We start from the raw sequence: 19,112 nt of genomic DNA on the forward strand, positions 1-19,112 counted from the left end.
CATATTCTCAACGGTTAAAGGGTAAAGGTAAATTTTACTCATTTAGCTCTTCGCTAGGCTCTTGGTTTGCGGTTACTGGCTCAGTAATGTCGGCATTAGCGGGTGGTTCATCTGTATTTTGTGCCATTTGGCTTAGTTGTTCATGAAACGCTTTAACTCTTTCTATCCAGCCCATTTTATTGTCTTGTTCTGGAAAACGTTGTGCCGTTACTTCGCCCATTAACTCGTCTAAGGTTTCTTGGGCGTTTTCAAACTGTTCATTTAACTTGGTAATTGTGTCTTGCCATTGTTGTAAATAAGCAGGTAAATCACCCATATTTACACCATACTCTTCAGCCACATCGCTAGTATTTTCCGCTTCTGTTTGTTGTTGAACACCACTATATTCTGCCAAAGCGGCTTGTTGATAACGGGTTGATTGGCTTTCGGTTTGCGTTAAATTTAAACTCAAACTGTCTAGCTGACCATAATCAATCTCTAACTCAACAGCTTGTTGCAACGCTTGTTCAATATTGCCATCAAAAAACTGACTGGCTAAAGAATCCACTTGTTCAAAAACGTCATAAATCGCTTCAAGTTCATCGTCATTTAAATCGCCCGTTACGGCAAAACCAAACTGCTCTTTAAATTGTGTGCTTTCCATGGCTTGTTTACTTTCAAAATAACGCACCCCACTTGGACTATTTTCATTTGATTGAGCCGATTGCATTTGTTGATACGACTGATATTGTGCGTACAACTGTTTAAAATCAACATTAACCGTATCACCCTCTTTAGTGGTCAATTGCAAACTCATGGTTTCGCTGTATTGGTAACTGCGCTCAATACTAGACATTTGCAACGCCGCCATGCTCGCTTGTTTACTGGCGGAATAGTCTGTGTCATTAGCGTTTTGTGTTGTATTAGACTGTGGCGCAGATTGCTGTGTATTAAAAGTGGGGGTTGACCCCGAATCTACTAGGCCTGGTAATTTTTTATTTGAACGATTGTGCGTATCTAACAGTGAAGATAATTGCGGGTTTTCTAAAATACTGGCCATAAACCTATCCTTTTTAACCGATAACAAGTGCTTTACTTATCTATACAGAGCTACGCATACAGCGCTATGTACGCAGATATAGTCAAAACTTTCTTACCGATTCTTATTTGTAGATAATTTCATTCACTCATTCTGTCAATATCAACCATTCGGGTGATTTACAAAATACGGGTTATCTCTTTATATACTCACTATAACGACCAATCTAAATTTATCTTTAGACGCCATTTATTTATCAGAGTTTAACGTTTTACTAGGCCTGGTATGTCCTATGGTTATTTATGGCTTTATTAACATAGAGACCTTTGCACGAGTAAAGGTCTTATAAGATAAAACTCGTTTTGAGTTGAAATTATTTAGAATCAATTTTATCCACAACTCTTAACAGCAATATTTGACGAAACCTAAATATAGGCCTGAAATAGAAGTAAGAGAACAAAGGAGTTTTTATGAACATATTTTCTTGGAGAATGTTCCTTACATTTTTACCCGTGTTATTTGCCAGCTTTTTAGGTGGCTGTGGTGGTGGAAGCGATGAAGCACCAGCTCCATCTACAGTTTATTTATCGGTACAAGATCAAACGGCTGTTTTTGACGCCACATCTATTGATGTGACCATTTCTTTATCTGCTACTTCAGCTGATACGATTACAGTAGATTATGCAACGAATGATGGTACTGCCGTGGCAACTACGGATTATACCGCTCAAAATGGTGAGTTAACTTTTGCACCAGGTGAAACATCTAAAACTATTTCCATTGCATTAATTAATGGTAGAGATACCTCAACAACAAAAATATTCACTATTGACTTATCCAACCCTATTAATGCAACTATTTCAGATGCTCAAGCGGAGGTTTCTTTGCTGGATCCTGTCCATAGTGCAATGTTTGACAACCCTGCATACTCGGCTAGTTGGGGTACTAAAGGCGTTTTTACCGATGCAAATACGTGTGCATCATGCCACACCGGTACCTCTGGAATAATGGAATTCAATAGCCAAGATATTAGCCCTCCAACCCAATGGAAACACAGCGTTATGGCACACGCTTTAAATGACCCCTACTACAATGCGGTAGTGGAAGAGGAAGTTCATATATTTCCAGATAAACAAGTCTTTATCGAAGATACCTGTTTACGTTGTCATGCTCCAATGGCTTCTACCTATGCTCACCAAACGGGTACAGGATTAGTTACAGATCCAACAACACTACTTGCCGACGGTGGTTATCCTTTTGCCACCGCCATGTCAGACCCACATGCTCGTGAAGGTATTTCTTGTACGGCTTGTCATCAAATACAAGATCCTACAACAACTGACCCAACAAAAACGGCTGACGAAAATTTATTAGCGAGTATGAGTGGCCATTACACAATCAAATCTGCTAGTGAGAATAATGGCAGTGATCCTAAAATCTTTGGCCCATTCACTCCAATGGGGCAGGCCATGCAGAACAACACCATTTATGAACCAAAATATGCCTCCCATATTAGTGAATCTACCATGTGCGCCACCTGTCACAATCTATATACGCCTACTCTAGACTTAAATGGTAATCTTCATCTAGTCAATGGCAACGTGGCTCAATTTCCAGAACAAACACCTTACTGGGATTGGCTTAACAGTGATTATTCAAATCCTACAACGGGAAAAACTTGTCAGGCTTGCCATATGGCTGAACCATCCGACACGAGTTACATGACCCCTGTAACGACAAGACCATCTTCTGCTCCTGATCACGGAAACTTTTCGGTCCATGAATTTGTTGGTGGCAACAGCTATCTATTAGGAGTATTAAAAACCTACATGGATACACTGGGGATTTCCGATAAAACAACGGAAGCAGGTTTTGACGAAAAAATTGCACAAAGCAAATCCATGCTGCAATCAGCTGCAAATTTAGAAGTCACTTCCTCTTTCGACGGAGGAACTAAAACCTTAAGCGTGCCAGTCACTATCACCAACTTAACGGGGCATCGTTTACCGGCTAGTTTTCCTTCGCGACGTATGTGGGTACACTTAACTGTCATTGACTCTAATACCAATACCTCAATATTTGAGTCTGGAGCAGTGGATGCTTCAGGCAATCTTGCTAAAGATACCAACTTTATCCAAAGCCAATGCTTAGCAATCAACAAAGAAACAGGTTTTAACTCTTTGACTAATGGATGTTATGAGCCCCATCATACTGAGATCAACGATGCTAATCAGGTTCAAATTTACGAACCTGTTCTAGGGGATGTCAATGGTGATATCACTCATGTGTTATTGCATGCCAATGAATATATAAAGGACAATCGTATTCCACCAATTGGCTGGACTTTAGCAAATCGTCATCCAAATCCAGTAACGACTGGACAGTATGACGATGATGTAACAGGATTAGCGGTTACCGACACCAACTTTGCTACTGGCAAAGATGGCGCTGGATCAGATGGTAAAGATACGGTGACCTACAATATAGATACGACTGGATTTACAGGCCCATTCAATATTCAGGTAGAACTGCTTTACCAGAGCATTCGTCCGAGTTTTGTTTATGGCATGCATGCCGACGATATCGAACATGGAGGCATCAATGGTGAAAGCCACGTACGTCGATTTAAATATATGTATGAACAAACACCTCCAACACCTGAGCTTCTCGCCTCTAAAAGCATTACTCAATAGAGATTGCTGAAAACCAATAGCTTCACACAGAAGCTTTTAAAAAGACACCGCGATAAAGCGGTGTTTTTATTTCAAGTATCCAAATAAAAATCACCAGGCCTGTCCATTTAAAACAAACAGCTAAATCTCACGAATCTTACTGTTGGCTTAGGCTATTTTTTTGATGTTAATCCTTTATAATAGCTAAACATTCAAAAATCGATCAATGGATTTCTTAAACATGCATGCAACTATCTGTTTTATTGGCGCTGGAAATATGGCGCAAAGTCTTATTGGGGGCTTAATTGCCAGTGGCTATGATAAACAAAACATTATTGCTTCTGACCCTACTCAAACCAGCCGTAATGCTATTACCGAAAAATTTGGTATTAAAACTTTTGCCGATAACGCTCAGGCCGTTTTACAAGCAGATATTGTTGTTTTAGCCGTTAAACCACAAATTTTAGAACCCGTTTGCCAAACCATTATTAATTCAGTTAAAAGCAAACAGCCACTGATTATTTCAATTGCCGCGGGCATTCGTTCAAAAGACATTAATCGCTGGTTAGGTGGCCAAATAGCGATTGTACGCACCATGCCAAACACCCCTGCTCTTATTCAAACCGGAGCAACGGGACTATTTGCCAATGACCACGTAAGCAATGAACAAAAAAGCCAAGCCGAACATATTTTACGTGCGGCCGGTATTACGGTTTGGGTGAATGAAGAATCTAAACTTGATGCGGTAACCGCATTATCTGGCAGTGGTCCTGCTTACTATTTTTTATTTATGGAAGCCATGGAACAAGCAGGTCAACAATTAGGGTTAGATGAAAAAACCGCGCATATACTTACCCTACAAACGGCGTTAGGTGCTGCTAAAATGGCATTAGAAAGCCATCAAGATTTTGCGTCTTTACGTCAAAATGTTACCTCTCCTAACGGCACTACAGAAAAAGCCATACAAAGTTTTTTAGCTGACGGTTTACCAGAAACCATTGCCAAAGCAATGCAATCGGCTCAACACCGAGCAGTTGAATTAGCGGATGAACTTGGAGGAAAAGCGTAATGGAATTAGCATCACCCATTGGACAAGGCGGTTTATTTTTTCTGCAGTTTGTAACTGGCATTGTTATTTTTATTCTTATGTTACGTTTTTTACTGCGTGCTACCTATGCCGATTGGCATCACCCAATTGTTCAATTTATTGCCAAAGTAAGTAACCCAATTTGTGCGCCATTTAACACCTTTTTACCAGCAAAAGGCCGTTGGGATTGGTCTGCGATTTTAACTGCCGTGGTTATTCAAGCGTTATTTGTTGCGCTTATTGGTTATTTAACCGCACGAAGTTTTAGCATACCTTTTATGGCTCTAGCCGCCTTTACAGAAGTAGCAAACCAACTGCTCGATATGATGTTTTGGTTAATTATTATTCAAGCCATTTTGAGCTGGATTTCACCTGGTTACAATCCAAACACCGCATTGTTTGACCAACTTACACAACCCATTTTGGCACCTTTTAGACGTTTTATTCCACCTATGGGTGGCATTGATTTAACGCCCATTGCGGCTATTTTAGCCATTAAGCTTTTTCAAATTGTGGTATTGGGTTCAATTACTCAAGTCGCCCAGCAAATGATAGGTTAGTTGTTTCATGAGTCAAACATTAGGAGTTATCACTCCACAATCATTAAGCATTGAAACCCCATTAGAGTTGGTAAGTGGTTCGGTTTTACCTCGTTATGACTTAACCTATGAAACCTATGGTCAATTAAATGCCGATGCCTCTAATGCCATTTTAGTCTGCCATGCATTAAGTGGTGACCATCATGTAGCAGGTTTAGATGCTGATGGTAAAAAGGGTTGGTGGGATGGCTATATTGGCCCTGGAAAACCCATAGATACCAATGAGTTTTTTGTAGTTTGTTCTAACAATCTTGGTGGCTGTAGAGGGAGCACTGGGCCAACCAGTATTAACCCAGAAACAGGCAAAGTGTATGGGCCTGATTTTCCAATGGTGACTTGTCGTGACTGGGTACAAACTCAAAATGAACTACGCAAGCATTTAGGTATTGAGCAATGGGCCGCCTTACTAGGCGGTTCAATGGGCGGCATGCAAGTGATGCAATGGGCCATTGATTACCCTGACAAACTTCGCCATGCTTTAGTCATAGCGGCCGCACCTAAATTATCGGCACAAAATATTGCGTTTAATGAAGTGGCTAGACGTGCCATTATGTCTGATCCCGCTTTTCATGATGGTCGTTATTTAGAAAACGATACCATTCCAAAACAAGGGTTAGCTTTGGCCCGTATGTTAGGCCATTTAACCTATTTATCAGATGACATGATGGGGTCTAAATTTGGCCGAGAACTGCGAGAAGGCACTTATAAGTACAACTATGAAGTTGAGTTTCAAGTTGAGAGCTATTTACGTTACCAAGGTGAAAAATTTGCCACCAAACAAAACTTTGATGCCAACACCTATTTGCTCATGACAAAAGCCCTAGACTACTTTGACCCAGCAGCGGAATTTGATCACGATTTAAGTAAAACTCTGGCCAATGCCACCGCTAATTTTTTAGTGGTTTCATTTACCTCTGACTGGCGTTTTGCACCTGACCGCTCGCATGAAATTGTTAAGGCTTTGTTAGATAACGATGCCAATGTTACCTACGCTGAAGTTGAATCAAAACATGGCCACGATGCTTTTTTACTGCCCAATGAACATTACGAAAGCGTATTTAGAGCTTATATGCAAAGAGTCATTAGTGAACAGAAAAACCAAGGAGAATTAGCATGAAACATATCTCTCCTGAATTTAAACTTATATCAGATTGGATTACGCCAAATAGCCGCGTTTTAGACCTAGGTTGCGGGGATGGTCAATTACTAAAACATCTTATCGACACCTATTCCATTACCGGTTACGGCTTAGAGATAGACACACAGAAAAATATTCAAGCCATTCAAAAAGGCATTAATGTGATTCAAAGTGACTTAAACAATCACGATATTTGTGAATACTTTGATGAAGGTTCATTTGACTTTGTGATTATGACTCAAGCATTACAAGTCGTTAGCCGTCCAGATGAATTGCTGGATGATATGTTAGCGGTGGGCAAACAGTGCATTATTACCTTCCCTAACTTTGGTCACTGGCGTATGCGCTTGCAACTTTTAACACTTGGTCGTATGCCTGAAACTGACACACTGCCTTATCACTGGTACGATACACCAAATATTCACATGTGTACTTTTAATGACTTTGAAGATTTATGTGAAGAAAAAGGCCTTGAAGTGGTTGCAAGAACCGTAGTTAATGCAGAACATCAAAGCTCTTTTGGTATGCGAATAGCGCCTAACTGGTTAGGCGAAGTCGCTTTATACAAAGTGCAAAAGAAAAGTTAAACACTTTAAAATAGATATTTATTAAAGGTATTTATTCATATTTCCAGGCCTGGTAATTTAATAAGTACCTGAAAAACCGGCAATTAAATCTGTAGCATCGCAAATTAAAAACAGCATTACCATCTCGCTACTCTTTTATTTACCAGGCCTGGTAAATAGTTTATTCATTCTAAAGTAAGACTCTTTATTGGGAATAATTTGCATTTAATAAAGTGTTTTGCTATCCTAATTCTAAATAAAAACAATTATCATTTAAAGACCTATGCAAACACTCTCAAATTCAACATCATTAAGCCAATGTCACAATGGTCAAGTTAGTCAAATCGTCTCATTAAACGGCAGTTTAGAGATAAAAAGACGTTTGATTAATTTGGGTTTTCATACCCACAGCATTGTCGAAACCATTTTAAGTCGCGGCCAAAACATTGTTATTAGTGTGGATGGCAGTCGTTTTGCGATTGATAAAGAAATAGCCGATTATATTCAAGTAGAACCTTTAGCATGACCGTCATTAAACCAAAAAATAAATCTAAGAAAACGTCTAAACAAGGTAAACACGCCTATCAAGTTGCCTTAATTGGGAACCCTAACTGCGGTAAAACCACACTATTTAACCGCTTAACAGGTTCACACCAAACAACCGGTAACTGGCCTGGTGTAACTGTAGATAAAAAATCAGGTATCTTTGAATACAATGACAGTAGATATCACCTTATTGATTTACCCGGTGTATACAGTTTAGAACAATCAACTCACGCTGGTTTAGATGAAAAAATCGCTACTGAATATTTAAAATGTCAGCCAGTAGACTTAGTCTTAAACATAGTCGATGCAACCAGTCTTGAACGTCAACTGTTCTTAACAGCCCAACTTTTACATATGGGATTACCTGTTGTTGTTGTGCTTAATCGCATGGATTTATTACAAAAACGTAACTTACGCATTGATATTGATAAATTATCTGAACAATTGGGTTGCCCTGTTATTCCAATTTCAGCTTATTACAACAAAGGTATTGACCAACTCAAGCAACAATTACCAGAAATGCTAAACAAGCGATCGAACTTGCATTTTGATCTCCCTAATACGTTGCATGAATCTGTTCACGCGGTACGAGATGCACAAGAACATTCTGGCTCCGATTCTTGTTGGAAAACATTACAAATGTTAATTGAGCCAGAGTTAGCGCCACTTGAATTACGCAGTTTTTGCCAAGCTGAAAAACTAAAAATAGAAAAGCACTATGATGAGGAACTCGCCTTAATTGCGGCTGATTTGTATTTTCAACACGCCCATAATGCCTCTCATGCTAGCCAAGAACAGACGGATAAATTTACACGTAATACTACCGATTCTATTGACCGTTGGATGCTTCATCCAATGCTTGGCATGCCCATATTTTTAGGCATTATGTATTTGGTGTTTTCTTTATCCATTACCATGGGTAACGCATTTATAGACTTTTTTGATTTAGGTGCACAAGCCCTATTTGTAGATGGCCCATCAGCCTTATTACAGTCAATAGGTGCTCCTCAGTGGCTTGTCGCATTTTTAGCCGAAGGTATTGGTGGCGGTATGCAAGTTGTTGCTACATTTGTTCCCGTTATTGCAGCCCTATTTTTACTGCTTTCGATTATGGAAGAAACAGGCTACATGCAACGTGCCGCTTTGGTAATGGATAATTTAATGCGTCGTTTGGGATTATCCGGCCAAGCTTTTATTCCTCTTGTTGTTGGATTTGGTTGCAATATACCCGCTGTATTAGCTAGTCGTACCTTGCCTGACCATCGTGACCGTATTATGACCATTATGATGACGCCTTTTATGTCTTGTAGTGCTCGTCTAACGGTTTACGTTATGTTTGCCACCGCCTTTTTTGCTGACAATGCCGCTCTCATTGTTTTCTCTTTATATCTTGCAGGTATCTTAGCGGCTGTTTTAACCGCTTTAATGCTTAAAAGTACATTACTACCTGGCGAGGCGCCACGCTTACTGATGGAACTTCCAATCTATCACAAACCAGCCGTTATTAATGTTTTGCAAAACACTCGCAATAAACTAAAAAGCTTTATTTTAGATGCCGGTAAAGTCATTGTTATTGTTGTACTGGCGCTTAATTTCTTTAACAGTTTAGGTACCGATGGTACATTTGGGCATGAAAACCAACCCTCTTCTGTATTAAGTAGCGCAGCCAAAACCATCACGCCAATTGTTGAGCCTTTAGGTTTAACGGAAGAAAACTGGCCTGCTACGGTTGGTCTATTTACAGGTATTTTAGCCAAAGAAGTCGTAGTGGGCTCTTTAGATGCTTTATATCAAAATGCATCAACAGAGACGGTTGAGCATGATAATTACCAATTTTTAGCCGCATTACGAGAAGCTGCCGCTACCGTTCCCGCTAATTTATCCGATATTTTCTCTAATATTGCGGATCCTTTAGGACTAAGATCCATTGATGATATTGAAGATAAAAGCATTATTGCAGAAGACCAGGGATTTACACTTTCTACTTTAGACAAAATGGTTAAATATTTTGACGGGTCAATTGGTGCCTACGCATATCTATTACTTATTTTGCTGTACTTTCCATGCGTGGCAACCTTTGGTGCTATTAAACAAGAGTTAGGTTGGCGTTGGGCGTTATCAAGTGCAAGCTGGAGTATGTATTTGGGTTATGCCGTATCAGTTGGTTTTTATCAAATTGCCACCTTCTCTCGTCACCCAGAACAAAGTTTAACGTGGGTGGCGATTATTGTGGTTTCATTTGCCACTTTGTATGCCTTTTTATGGCAAAAAGGCAGGCCTTACCGTTTACTTAAAGCAAGTTCCAGCACTAAACCCGTTTAATACTTCTTTGTTAATCAAAGCGCATAACAAGCTTTGATTAACTTTGCTCAAAGTTTTTAAGAGGTGTCCATTGATATTATTAGATATAAAAAAGTACATAAAAAAACATCAAAGGGTAACCCTAAGCGATATTCGAAACCATTTTGAATTAGATGAAGCTGCAGCAATTGGCTTAATGGAGCCCTTATTGCAACAAGGCTTTATACAAGAAATTGCAAATAGTCAGTCCTGCTCCACAGGTACCTGTTCTACAAATTGTCATCAAGTCAGCAAAGGTTCTGAATTTCAGTGGGTCGATAAACCGATTAAACCGCTATCAATTCCGGTACAAATTATTTAGAATAAGCTATTAATGAGTTTAATAGGTTTAGTTGCAGATGAACAAGTGGTTCAGAAAAGGGAATGGTCGACGATTTCATCGTGTAAATATGCCTATACGCTATTTTATAGTGCCAAGTTCACCAATTAGAGACCGAGAAATCTATGCAACAGGTGCCGATTACTTTCCGCAACCACTTGTTAATATGATTGAAACCCGTAAATACGACACTATTCGTTCTGTAGAAAAAATCAAAGAACAAAGTGTTTTAGTTACTCAGATATTCAACGATGTTATTGCCGATATTGAATTTTTAGGCGAATCTGCCAAAAGTATTTCTATGGGAATTAGCCCAAAAAACGATTTAAGTTATTGGCTAAAAATCAAAGAAAAGCTTAAAGGTTTCTCTTCTATTCACCAGATGAAAGCTTCCTCGCCAAAAACATTTCAATATTTATCCTTAATTGAAGAAAAATATTTAAGCTATTTACAGCGCTTAGTAAACAGCATTAATGAATCAACACCCGAACATTTTTTTGTAGAAGGTTTATTACCTATTGGGTATAAACTTGATGAAATGATGAGTGTTTTTCAAAATAAAAAATTTGCAAAAATCCCTCTTATTCAAGCTATCTTGCATTTATCTGAATTTCTAGAAGCCTATTTAGATGTTTATCGTCAAATAAATGATGATAACTACAGTAAACAATTCCCAGAAACCTGGCCAACTCAAGAAGCCAATGTCAGTGCCAGTGGTTTAGCTCTTTTGTTACCTAAACGATTCGATCTTTATTCTCGAGTTGATGTCTATTTGTATTTTGAACATGCCAATAAAGTCATAAATTTTGATGGCAGTGTTGTTGATCTACGCGATGACAACAAAGAATACAAACAACGTGTGGCAATTAATTTTGAATTTCCTAATGGCAATGACCAAAACTTCATTCAACAAGAAATTCAAAAGCAAGAAGTTAAAGAGTGCATGAAATTTGCTTTATACTCTTAAGACATAGATTCCAATTTATATAATCATTCAATTTTCTAAAAAGAGATTTCACTTAAATGCCTGGCAGTAATCATAACGTTGATGCAAGTTTCATGGATGCTTTACCTATTTCGGTAAGAGAAGCAGGCTTAGAACTCATTCGCTTTTATAGTTTGCAACAGATGCTAGAATTAAGAATAAATGGCATTGACGATTTTTTACAAGAACGCTTTAAGTTGAATGAAGAACAATGGTTAAGTGTATTAAATGCGGTCATTTTAACCAAAGTAAGCTATTTTGAAATCCAACTACACTTTCCAATTCGGTATATTGATAAACTCATTGAAATTGCCGCTTTTGCTCGCGGTTTAGAAACCGCAAATCCGGTAGATTTATATCAATCGGTATTGTCAGATCATCCACAATTTGCAGACTGGGTTAAAAAAGCCATTCAAACCAAACAACAAAATATACGCTTCCAAAATAACTTGCCGGTTTCTGATTAATGGGTAGGTTAATTTGGCAATGCCACTGTTAACATAGCATCTCTTAACTCTTTACGCTGTTCAAACAAAGTAATTTTTTGCTCTTGTTCTGCGGTTAAAAAATCAAACTGCACCCCTATTCGATGCACAAACTCTTTATTTTTATAGCTGATATTAGAAACAATTTTTCCACGACAGACTAAGATATCACCATCAATATCCATAAAAACATCCATTAAGCCAAATTTTTCAAATGGTTTTTCTGACTCAAAACTAAAACCACCAGCGCTTAAATTTACCCGGTAACTTGTCCATTCATCTGATCTTGAGATTTGTCGGTAAACCTCTTTTAACCTTTCTAAAACAGTGGCCTGTAAGTTCAATTTTTGTATCATTAAACGTACAACTTTAGCGGGTAAAACGCCTGATTCAGCAAGTTTTTCTAAATTATTTACATAATCTTGATCATTAAAAATAGGTAATGAAGGTCGAGAGTAAATGAAGATTTTTCCCTCTATACTATTTTTGACGACCTCTTGCAGCTCATCAATATACCCGTCAATCTGTTCATATAGCCCTAAAATCAAAGGACCTATTGATGATGTTTTTTTAGTCGTTGGTGGTTTAAATTTAGCGTCTTCTTTTGTTCTAAACTTATAATCGTGTGCCAAACGCGGATCGTTTGATTCCATTAAGTTTTCGAGCAACCACCACATAAAATTAATGCGATGATTGAGCACATAAAATACATACAACGCATTAGAACTGGCATCAAAAATCTTTTCTAACCAACCATCTAATTGAGCATTAAGCTCTTTTAGCTTTTCTTCTTCATCCGCCGAAATTAGCTCCCTACGTTCTGCCCCAATATGCTTACCATATCGGTTTACAGGTTCAAGGTGCATAGCTAAAATCACATCGTATCGAAAGTAACGTCTTGCGTTAGGCATGAATATGCAGTTCCTATAATATTAATAATGTCTTGCCAAATTAAGGGGGACTATAAACCACTAATAGCGAGCTATTGACAAGTTATTCAACAAAAATGAGGTGAATTTTAGTCATTTTTAAACGTGGCTGGACTCGCGCAAAGGTCACACTAAACTATTTAGTTTTTGGTAATGGGTGCAAGTTCTTGGCACGGGTAATCATTAAACGCAAAGGCCTGACCAAAGCCACGAACATAACCACCTTTTATGGTCGTTAAAGCAAACATATGAAAATCTGGTAAAGATTTTAACATTGTGACGACTTCACCAAATTCTTTAGATAAAAGCGATATGATCGTTTGATATTTTTCGCTCTCTTTTGATACTTTGGCAACCGTTAATTGCAAAGTAATACGCTCTCTAGCAAATAACTGTTCTGTTTGATTTTCATCTGCCAATAAAAGCCCGCTGATTTGTACAAAATCGTCATCAAGAGTTGGATTCGCTTCAAAAGATTGAAGTTGTTGCATTAAATTTTGCGTGTGCTTTGCGAGTTCACTAATATAAATATAAAACACGCCGTCTATAAACACAAATGGGGCAACACTGGTTTCTATAACGCCCTCTCTGTCTTGCGTGCTTAAAATAAGTGTTTTTCTACTTTTAAAAAAGGTTTGGCACATCTGTTGATGAGTCATTCTATTGCCTACTTATTTACATGAGACCTAAAGTAATCGTTCTGTTAACCATTTTGAAATCGCTTCAATTTCTGGCATACAAACAGAATGCTCCATTGGGTAAGCTTGCCACTGTACAGCAAACTCTAGGCTTTGAATATAATCTCTAGATTTTTCTGCTACGGCCAAAGGTATCACTGGGTCAAAGGTTCCGTGAGCCATAAAAATAGGCATTGTTTTATTTTCTGTAACCTTTTGCTGTTTGCAAACCTCAGGGTAATAGGTAGACAAAGCCAATACGCCACCCAAAGGTAATGCATGGTGTAAAGCACACTGCAAGACCACTAAACCGCCTTGTGAAAAACCCGCTAACACAATTTTATCTGACTTAATTCCACTGGCTATTTGCTGATCTATGAGTTCATTTACAATATTGGCTGACTGATTAATGCCTGCAACATCCACCTTTTCATCAATACTCATTGAAAAAATATCATACCAAGAACGCATTGTCATACCGTTATTTACAGTCACCGCTTGTACTGGTGCATGCGGAAATATAAAGCGAATCCCATGATTTTTTGGTAAATTCAGTTGCGGCAAAATACCTTCAAAATCATGACCATCTGCGCCCAAACCATGTAACCAAATAACTGCGGAGGTTGCTGTTACTTCTGGTTCAACCACTATGCTTGAATCTAAATGTGCAAGAGTAAGGTGTTTATTCATGTTTTCGCCTTTTTCTATTGTGTTTTACCAGGCCTGGTAAAATACAAAACTACTATTAATTCAATTTGTTAGCAATATAAACGGTTAGAATTAATGCAAATATTAAATTAATCTCTTTTAGATTATTATCTATCGTGAGATATTTTTTGTGCTCTGTTAAAATAACCCCATTTTAAAGGGTTACGCTCTAAATGACATACCCTATTACAGAAAACTTACCAAACTTATAACAAATAACCGTGACACAAGACTTGTGCTCACAATAACGAGATAAAACAATGCGAATGCCCATTATATTGAGCTTACTAACCTGTGCTCTATTGCTTTCCGCTTGCGGTAAAAAAGGCCCGGTTTACTTACCTGACAATAAGGCTGAAAAGCCTCTGGCAAGTAATCATTCAAGTGCATTACGTTTACAACCTCATCAGGAAAAATCATGACTCAAGCCTTTAACTTACAGCAATCTGGGCTTTTTGCCGAAAATATAAGCATCGAATCTTTAGCTAAACAGTACGGTACGCCGCTTTATATCTACTCACGTAGCGAACTTGAGAACCGTTGGCTAGCATTTGACAATGCCTTTGGCACACAACCGCACTTAGTGTGTTATGCCGTAAAGACCAATTCAAACATTGCCGTTTTAAATGTACTAGCAAAATTAGGCGCTGGGTTTGATATTGTTTCTCAAGGCGAATTAGAACGCGTTCTTAAAGCGGGTGGCGACCCTAAAAATGTGGTTTTTTCTGGTGTGGCTAAACAATCTGATGAGATTCGTCGTGCCTTAGAAGTGGGCATTCGTTGTTTTAATCTTGAATCACATGCTGAATTAGATCGTATTCAAACCGTGGCAAAATCTATGGATTTAATCGCCAATATCTCGATTCGCGTAAACCCAGATGTGGATGCAAAAACCCATCCCTATATTTCAACTGGTTTAAAAGACAATAAATTTGGGGTAGATATTAATACCGCGCCAGACTTATATGCTGACGCCTGTGCTTGCTCTCACGTTAACCCGATTGGAATTGATTGCCACATTGGTTCACAGTTAACAGAAATCACCCCGTTTGTAGATGCTTTAGAACGCGTAATAACGCTAAAAAATACCCTTGCCGATATGGGCATTGATATTCATCACCTAGATTTAGGTGGTGGTTTAGGAATTCAGTACACCAATGAAACTCCGCCGCCAATCAAAGACTATATTCAAGCTTTACTCAAAAAACTAAATGATGACAGCGTAGAAGTCATTATTGAACCAGGCCGTGCCATTGCGGGTAATGCGGGCGTTTTAATTACCGAGGTTGAATACCTAAAACCAACGGAACATAAAAACTTTGCCATTATTGATGCCGCCATGAACGATTTGATACGCCCTGCACTTTACCAGGCTTATCAAGAAATTGTGCCAGTTAAACCAAGAACCGATGGCCTAGAAACCCAATGGGATTTAGTTGGCCCAGTCTGTGAAACCGGCGATTTTTTAGGTAAAGATAGAACGCTGAATTTAAAAGCAGGTGATTTATTAGCGGTTAAATCGGCAGGCGCTTATGGTTTTACCATGAGCTCAAACTACAATACACGCCCTCGTGCGGTCGAAGTGATGGTTAAAAATGACCAGGCCTGGTTAATTAGACCACGTGAAACCTACGAAGATCTAATGGGTTCTGAAATATTGATTAACGATTAATCAAAAAACACCACTTCATAAAAAGGCTAGGTTTGGTTTATCTATTGAATGATAGTGACCACAAAAACTTAGCCTTTTTATTATGAACTAAAACTGCAAAGGGTTAACGATGCACCGTTTATTAATTGTACTTGTCTTTACCTTAGTGTCATTTGGTTGTTCAGCGTCACAATCAACTACTGACAATATTCAGCAAATCACTCACGCTTACCAACACCATCGTAGTAATCTTCAGGTTCAAAGCTCTGGAACAGTGGTGCATATTTTGCCTGATGATACCAAAGGCAGCCAACATCAACGTTTTATTCTTAAACTGTCTACTGGGCAAACGGTATTGGTAGCGCATAATATTGACTTAGCACCAAGAATTAATCGTTTACAAAAAGGCCATACCGTTGAATTTAATGGTGAATACGAATGGAACTCAAAAGGCGGAGTTGTTCACTGGACTCACCACGACCCTTCTGGTCGCCATGAAAACGGCTGGCTAAAATATAATGGCAGAATTTACCAATAAGCTAACCTACAATTAATTATTTAATGATGGGTGTGCTTTAACGATATTTAACTGCATTTAACGTTGTTTACGCTAAGATTCGTCTTATTTTAATCACTTTTACCAGGCCTGGTAAAACCCAAGTAAACCAATCAAAACCAATTAATACTGAACAAATAACCTATTCGTCAGCCATATTAACCTTAACCCGCTAAACTTGAAACACGATTAAAATTACTTTTACCAGGCCTGGTAAAATCTGCTAGAACTCTGCCAGAAATCTGCTTTTAAGTTGACTTGATTTGATTGGCTTGCCATAAATGCAACGTAGAATATTGTTTTGCGCCAATTACCTTCACCTCGCATTTTAATGACTTTGTGCATATCATTTAGTTGCATAGATTGTTCAGGATTTTGTGGTAATTCTGAATGAATCAATGCCGCCCAAATGCCTTCGTCATCTTGCCAAGCCATTAATTGCGCTTCGCTTTTAAAATCGGTTAACCAAACGTGTTGTTGAACACAAGTTAACGCAATCCAATCCGCTAAACCATGCACCTGCTTTGGTTTATTTGTTAGTTTATTTGTTAGCCCTTTTACAAACTGTTTTTGAGCCTTTTCATCAAATAGAATGTTCGTTGTGTCAAATGAATCAATCACATCATTTAACCAGGCCTGGTAAATCTTGGTGACTTCTACTAAATAACGACATTGACCAATTTTATTAACACTTTGTTCAGCCAAACCTAAGTAGTCAGCTACGCTATAGGCGTCTTCTAGTTGTGCAATCATGCTTTGGCACTGCATAGGTCGGCAAGGTAATTTTGCCAAAGCGTGATGTAATTTAGAACCAATTAATTCTGGAAAACGTGCCGCTAAAGATAATGCCATAGAATTAATTCTAGGTAGATTTTGTAAGGCGGTTAAACGCTGTTCATCTAATAGGCAGGTTTCAATTTGTTCAGCAATCTCTTTATTGACTAAGCGTAAACGTAAATTAGTTAAAAACTTAACCGTTTCGGTTTTACCAGGCCAGCCAACTGTGGCGGCAATATCAGTTCTTTTACCCGATAATAACGCCACAATCTCTGGTTCTTGCAAGCTCGACTTAACCAAACGCCACGCCAACATAGGTGCATGGTCTAGCAGTTCTAACACCTGTGGATATTTACCAGCATAGTGCAATAACGTCATTTGATGTGTAGGAAACAAGGCGCAACTCTCTTGCACCCAAACAGGGATTTGTTTACGCCAATCGGCATATTGCGGGTGTTTACTCCAGGACATTATTTTAAAAAATGGTGGATAATCTGGAACAGGCAAGGCATTCATCATCATGTTATCCCAACCTAAAATAGTTACCACACCCTCTTTAGGAAAAAGTTTGCGGGCATCAATATACAAAACCTGCTCAAACTCATCCCAAAAACAGTGTTTAGCGAGTTGCTGCTGCATGCGATCAGCAGCGGTAAATAAAACGGGAGATTTCATCATTATCTTGCTTATTTTTCTCGCTTATTTTCTATCGGATTCCGTCTCGGAATAGACTACGGCTCTACCAGCTTGGTGATACTTTAAAAAACAAAGTTTTAATGTATTCGGTTTCAGGAATTGCTGGGTGAACTGGGTGATCTGGCCCTTGATGACCTTGATCAAAAAGCTGTATATTGCGGTCAATATGACGTGATGCCGATTGTACAACTTGCAATAAGTTGTCTCGCGTTAAATGGTGAGAACAAGAAGCCGAAACTAAGATACCGTCTTTTTCTAACACACGCATGGCCAGTTCATTAATACGACGATAGGCTTCAAAACCTTGTTTAAAGTCTTTTTTACGTTTAATAAATGCAGGTGGATCGACAATTATCACATCAAATTTTTCAGCTTCTGCTTTTAACGCATTTAACACATCAAACGCATTTCCCTGAATGGTGGTCATTTTGTCTGCCACGCCATTTAAGGCGGCATTATGATCTACACCATCTAAGGCAAATTCTGATGCATCTACACAAGTTACGGCCTCAGCACCCGCCACGGCGGCAGCGACACCCCAACCACCCAAATAACTAAACACATCCAATACACGTTTGCCTTTAACTAAACTTTGTAAACGTTTACGTGATTCACGGTGATCGTAAAACCAACCGGTTTTTTGACCATTTTCTACCGGTATCTCAAATTGTGTACCATTTTCTGTAATTAAAATCGATTCTGGCAGCTCACCCAAAACCACTTCTTCATACAAATCTAGCCCTTCTAAAGTACGGCTGGCCGTGTCGTTTTTCATAACAATAGCTTGTGGATGATACAAGTTTTCTAACACTTGAATAATATCGTCTTTAACCGCTTCCATTCCTGCAGTGGTAATTTGTACTGAAAACACATCACCAAAACGATCTATTACCAGGCCTGGTAAACCATCAGAATCGCCAAACACTAGGCGATAAAAAGGCTCATCAAAATACAATTCACGTAAATCTTGCGCCGCTTGAATACGCTTTTTTAAGAACTTAATATTAAAGTCGACTTTGGTACTACGGCTTAAAATACGTGCGCAAATCAGCGAATTTGGGTTAACAAACCCCATACCTAAAGGTTTACCATTTGAGGCTTCAACAATAACTTGCTGACCAGGTTCAAACGATTTTAATGGCGTGGCTACGGTATCAACTTCATTACTATAGACCCAAACATGGCCTTGTTTAATGCGGCGTTCTTCGTTCTTTTTTAATCGTAGGCTAGGTAACATGTTTTGGTCTCTTTTCTTGTGTTCTATATTTAGCCGTGACTGCATTGATCATTTTTTTATGATATTACTCACGGTCATTGTTGGCAGGGATAATTTGAAGATAAA

19 protein-coding genes are annotated in these 19,112 nt (G+C 38.6%); 13 read left to right on the plus strand and 6 right to left on the minus strand.

All coding sequences use genetic code 11. From position 1 onward, the window contains the following. Nucleotides 1–34: 34 nt before the first annotated feature. Complete coding sequence (locus tag ACYQ0E_RS11075) at nucleotides 35–1,039, minus strand: hypothetical protein (RefSeq protein ID WP_460188288.1); 1,005 nt, start codon at nucleotides 1,037–1,039, stop codon at nucleotides 35–37. A gap of 449 nt (nucleotides 1,040–1,488) precedes the next feature. Here ACYQ0E_RS11075 and ACYQ0E_RS11080 point away from each other — a divergent pair, with 449 nt between their 5' ends. The 10 genes from ACYQ0E_RS11080 to ACYQ0E_RS11125 all read left to right on the plus strand — a co-directional run bounded on the left by ACYQ0E_RS11080 (nucleotide 1,489) and on the right by ACYQ0E_RS11125 (nucleotide 11,758). Then, a complete protein-coding gene (locus ACYQ0E_RS11080) occupies nucleotides 1,489–3,711 on the plus strand; it encodes a Calx-beta domain-containing protein (RefSeq protein WP_460188289.1) in 2,223 nt (740 codons plus the stop codon). 220 nt (nucleotides 3,712–3,931) lie between these two features. Further along, nucleotides 3,932–4,759: a pyrroline-5-carboxylate reductase gene (gene proC / locus ACYQ0E_RS11085; RefSeq protein ID WP_460188290.1), complete on the plus strand. Its 828-nt coding sequence runs from the start codon at nucleotides 3,932–3,934 to the stop codon at nucleotides 4,757–4,759. Further along, nucleotides 4,759–5,337 (plus strand): YggT family protein, encoded by a 579-nt coding sequence (locus ACYQ0E_RS11090; RefSeq protein ID WP_460188291.1) that lies wholly within the window; start codon nucleotides 4,759–4,761, stop codon nucleotides 5,335–5,337. Before proC ends, ACYQ0E_RS11090 begins: the two co-directional genes overlap by 1 nt. A 7-nt stretch (nucleotides 5,338–5,344) precedes the next feature. Next, complete coding sequence (gene metX, locus ACYQ0E_RS11095; RefSeq protein WP_460188292.1) at nucleotides 5,345–6,493, plus strand: homoserine O-succinyltransferase MetX; 1,149 nt, start codon at nucleotides 5,345–5,347, stop codon at nucleotides 6,491–6,493. After that, nucleotides 6,490–7,101 (plus strand): methionine biosynthesis protein MetW, encoded by a 612-nt coding sequence (metW, locus tag ACYQ0E_RS11100; RefSeq protein WP_460188293.1) that lies wholly within the window; start codon nucleotides 6,490–6,492, stop codon nucleotides 7,099–7,101. Before metX ends, metW begins: the two co-directional genes overlap by 4 nt. 262 nt (nucleotides 7,102–7,363) lie before the next feature. Continuing rightward, nucleotides 7,364–7,606: a FeoA family protein gene (locus tag ACYQ0E_RS11105; RefSeq protein WP_460188294.1), complete on the plus strand. Its 243-nt coding sequence runs from the start codon at nucleotides 7,364–7,366 to the stop codon at nucleotides 7,604–7,606. Then, nucleotides 7,603–9,948 (plus strand): Fe(2+) transporter permease subunit FeoB, encoded by a 2,346-nt coding sequence (gene feoB / locus ACYQ0E_RS11110; protein WP_460188295.1) that lies wholly within the window; start codon nucleotides 7,603–7,605, stop codon nucleotides 9,946–9,948. Before ACYQ0E_RS11105 ends, feoB begins: the two co-directional genes overlap by 4 nt. Before the next feature lie 70 nt (nucleotides 9,949–10,018). Beyond that, entirely contained in the window at nucleotides 10,019–10,288 is a 270-nt protein-coding gene (locus ACYQ0E_RS11115; RefSeq protein ID WP_460188296.1) for a FeoC-like transcriptional regulator, read from the plus strand. A gap of 37 nt (nucleotides 10,289–10,325) precedes the next feature. Continuing rightward, nucleotides 10,326–11,273, plus strand: a complete 948-nt coding sequence (locus tag ACYQ0E_RS11120; protein ID WP_460188297.1) for a PilZ domain-containing protein — start codon at nucleotides 10,326–10,328, stop codon at nucleotides 11,271–11,273. Between the two features lie 56 nt (nucleotides 11,274–11,329). Then, a complete protein-coding gene (locus ACYQ0E_RS11125; protein WP_460188298.1) occupies nucleotides 11,330–11,758 on the plus strand; it encodes a hypothetical protein in 429 nt (142 codons plus the stop codon). An 8-nt stretch (nucleotides 11,759–11,766) separates the two neighbouring features. Here ACYQ0E_RS11125 and ACYQ0E_RS11130 read toward each other — a convergent pair whose 3' ends face one another. The 3 genes from ACYQ0E_RS11130 to ACYQ0E_RS11140 all read right to left on the minus strand — a co-directional run bounded on the left by ACYQ0E_RS11130 (nucleotide 11,767) and on the right by ACYQ0E_RS11140 (nucleotide 14,072). Continuing rightward, nucleotides 11,767–12,687 carry a PilZ domain-containing protein gene (locus tag ACYQ0E_RS11130; RefSeq protein WP_460188299.1) on the minus strand — a complete coding sequence of 307 codons (921 nt, stop codon included), beginning with the start codon at nucleotides 12,685–12,687 and terminating at the stop codon, nucleotides 11,767–11,769. Between the two features lie 158 nt (nucleotides 12,688–12,845). After that, nucleotides 12,846–13,364, minus strand: coding sequence for a HugZ family pyridoxamine 5'-phosphate oxidase (locus tag ACYQ0E_RS11135; protein ID WP_460188300.1), 519 nt, complete (start codon nucleotides 13,362–13,364; stop codon nucleotides 12,846–12,848). A 27-nt stretch (nucleotides 13,365–13,391) separates the two neighbouring features. Beyond that, nucleotides 13,392–14,072: an alpha/beta hydrolase gene (locus ACYQ0E_RS11140; protein WP_460188301.1), complete on the minus strand. Its 681-nt coding sequence runs from the start codon at nucleotides 14,070–14,072 to the stop codon at nucleotides 13,392–13,394. A 284-nt stretch (nucleotides 14,073–14,356) separates the two neighbouring features. Between ACYQ0E_RS11140 and lptM the strand changes: the two genes are divergently transcribed. The 3 genes from lptM to ACYQ0E_RS11155 all read left to right on the plus strand — a co-directional run bounded on the left by lptM (nucleotide 14,357) and on the right by ACYQ0E_RS11155 (nucleotide 16,279). After that, nucleotides 14,357–14,512: an LPS translocon maturation chaperone LptM gene (gene lptM / locus ACYQ0E_RS11145; RefSeq protein WP_460188714.1), complete on the plus strand. Its 156-nt coding sequence runs from the start codon at nucleotides 14,357–14,359 to the stop codon at nucleotides 14,510–14,512. After that, nucleotides 14,509–15,762 carry a diaminopimelate decarboxylase gene (lysA, locus tag ACYQ0E_RS11150; protein WP_460188302.1) on the plus strand — a complete coding sequence of 418 codons (1,254 nt, stop codon included), beginning with the start codon at nucleotides 14,509–14,511 and terminating at the stop codon, nucleotides 15,760–15,762. The genes lptM and lysA overlap by 4 nt, the downstream gene beginning before the upstream one ends. 109 nt (nucleotides 15,763–15,871) lie before the next feature. Beyond that, entirely contained in the window at nucleotides 15,872–16,279 is a 408-nt protein-coding gene (locus ACYQ0E_RS11155) for a DUF3465 domain-containing protein (RefSeq protein WP_460188303.1), read from the plus strand. A gap of 219 nt (nucleotides 16,280–16,498) precedes the next feature. Here the strand turns inward: ACYQ0E_RS11155 and ACYQ0E_RS11160 are convergent, their stop codons facing one another. Together ACYQ0E_RS11160 and ACYQ0E_RS11165 are read right to left on the minus strand one after the other, a co-directional pair. Next, nucleotides 16,499–17,749, minus strand: a complete 1,251-nt coding sequence (locus tag ACYQ0E_RS11160; protein ID WP_460188304.1) for a hypothetical protein — start codon at nucleotides 17,747–17,749, stop codon at nucleotides 16,499–16,501. Between the two features lie 64 nt (nucleotides 17,750–17,813). After that, on the minus strand, nucleotides 17,814–19,007 hold the full coding sequence (locus ACYQ0E_RS11165; protein ID WP_460188305.1) for a class I SAM-dependent rRNA methyltransferase: 1,194 nt from the start codon (nucleotides 19,005–19,007) through the stop codon (nucleotides 17,814–17,816). Nucleotides 19,008–19,112 lie beyond the last annotated feature (105 nt).

The sequence above is a fragment of the Thiomicrorhabdus hydrogeniphila genome (genome assembly GCF_054656895.1).

Excerpts from the sequence above, each read along its gene's own strand:
- ACYQ0E_RS11080 (WP_460188289.1), top strand. The coding sequence starts at position 1,489 with ATGAACATATTTTCTTGGAGAATGTTCCTTACATTTTTACCCGTGTTA.
- feoB (WP_460188295.1), top strand. The coding sequence starts at position 7,603 with ATGACCGTCATTAAACCAAAAAATAAATCTAAGAAAACGTCTAAACAA.
- ACYQ0E_RS11075 (WP_460188288.1), bottom strand. The coding sequence starts at position 1,039 with ATGGCCAGTATTTTAGAAAACCCGCAATTATCTTCACTGTTAGATACG.
- ACYQ0E_RS11140 (WP_460188301.1), bottom strand. The coding sequence starts at position 14,072 with ATGAATAAACACCTTACTCTTGCACATTTAGATTCAAGCATAGTGGTT.
- ACYQ0E_RS11165 (WP_460188305.1), bottom strand. The coding sequence starts at position 19,007 with ATGTTACCTAGCCTACGATTAAAAAAGAACGAAGAACGCCGCATTAAA.
- ACYQ0E_RS11090 (WP_460188291.1), top strand. The coding sequence starts at position 4,759 with ATGGAATTAGCATCACCCATTGGACAAGGCGGTTTATTTTTTCTGCAG.
- ACYQ0E_RS11105 (WP_460188294.1), top strand. The coding sequence starts at position 7,364 with ATGCAAACACTCTCAAATTCAACATCATTAAGCCAATGTCACAATGGT.
- ACYQ0E_RS11155 (WP_460188303.1), top strand. The coding sequence starts at position 15,872 with ATGCACCGTTTATTAATTGTACTTGTCTTTACCTTAGTGTCATTTGGT.
- metX (WP_460188292.1), top strand. The coding sequence starts at position 5,345 with ATGAGTCAAACATTAGGAGTTATCACTCCACAATCATTAAGCATTGAA.
- lysA (WP_460188302.1), top strand. The coding sequence starts at position 14,509 with ATGACTCAAGCCTTTAACTTACAGCAATCTGGGCTTTTTGCCGAAAAT.
- ACYQ0E_RS11130 (WP_460188299.1), bottom strand. The coding sequence starts at position 12,687 with ATGCCTAACGCAAGACGTTACTTTCGATACGATGTGATTTTAGCTATG.
- ACYQ0E_RS11120 (WP_460188297.1), top strand. The coding sequence starts at position 10,326 with ATGAACAAGTGGTTCAGAAAAGGGAATGGTCGACGATTTCATCGTGTA.
- proC (WP_460188290.1), top strand. The coding sequence starts at position 3,932 with ATGCATGCAACTATCTGTTTTATTGGCGCTGGAAATATGGCGCAAAGT.
- ACYQ0E_RS11125 (WP_460188298.1), top strand. The coding sequence starts at position 11,330 with ATGCCTGGCAGTAATCATAACGTTGATGCAAGTTTCATGGATGCTTTA.
- ACYQ0E_RS11135 (WP_460188300.1), bottom strand. The coding sequence starts at position 13,364 with ATGACTCATCAACAGATGTGCCAAACCTTTTTTAAAAGTAGAAAAACA.
- metW (WP_460188293.1), top strand. The coding sequence starts at position 6,490 with ATGAAACATATCTCTCCTGAATTTAAACTTATATCAGATTGGATTACG.
- lptM (WP_460188714.1), top strand. The coding sequence starts at position 14,357 with ATGCCCATTATATTGAGCTTACTAACCTGTGCTCTATTGCTTTCCGCT.
- ACYQ0E_RS11160 (WP_460188304.1), bottom strand. The coding sequence starts at position 17,749 with ATGAAATCTCCCGTTTTATTTACCGCTGCTGATCGCATGCAGCAGCAA.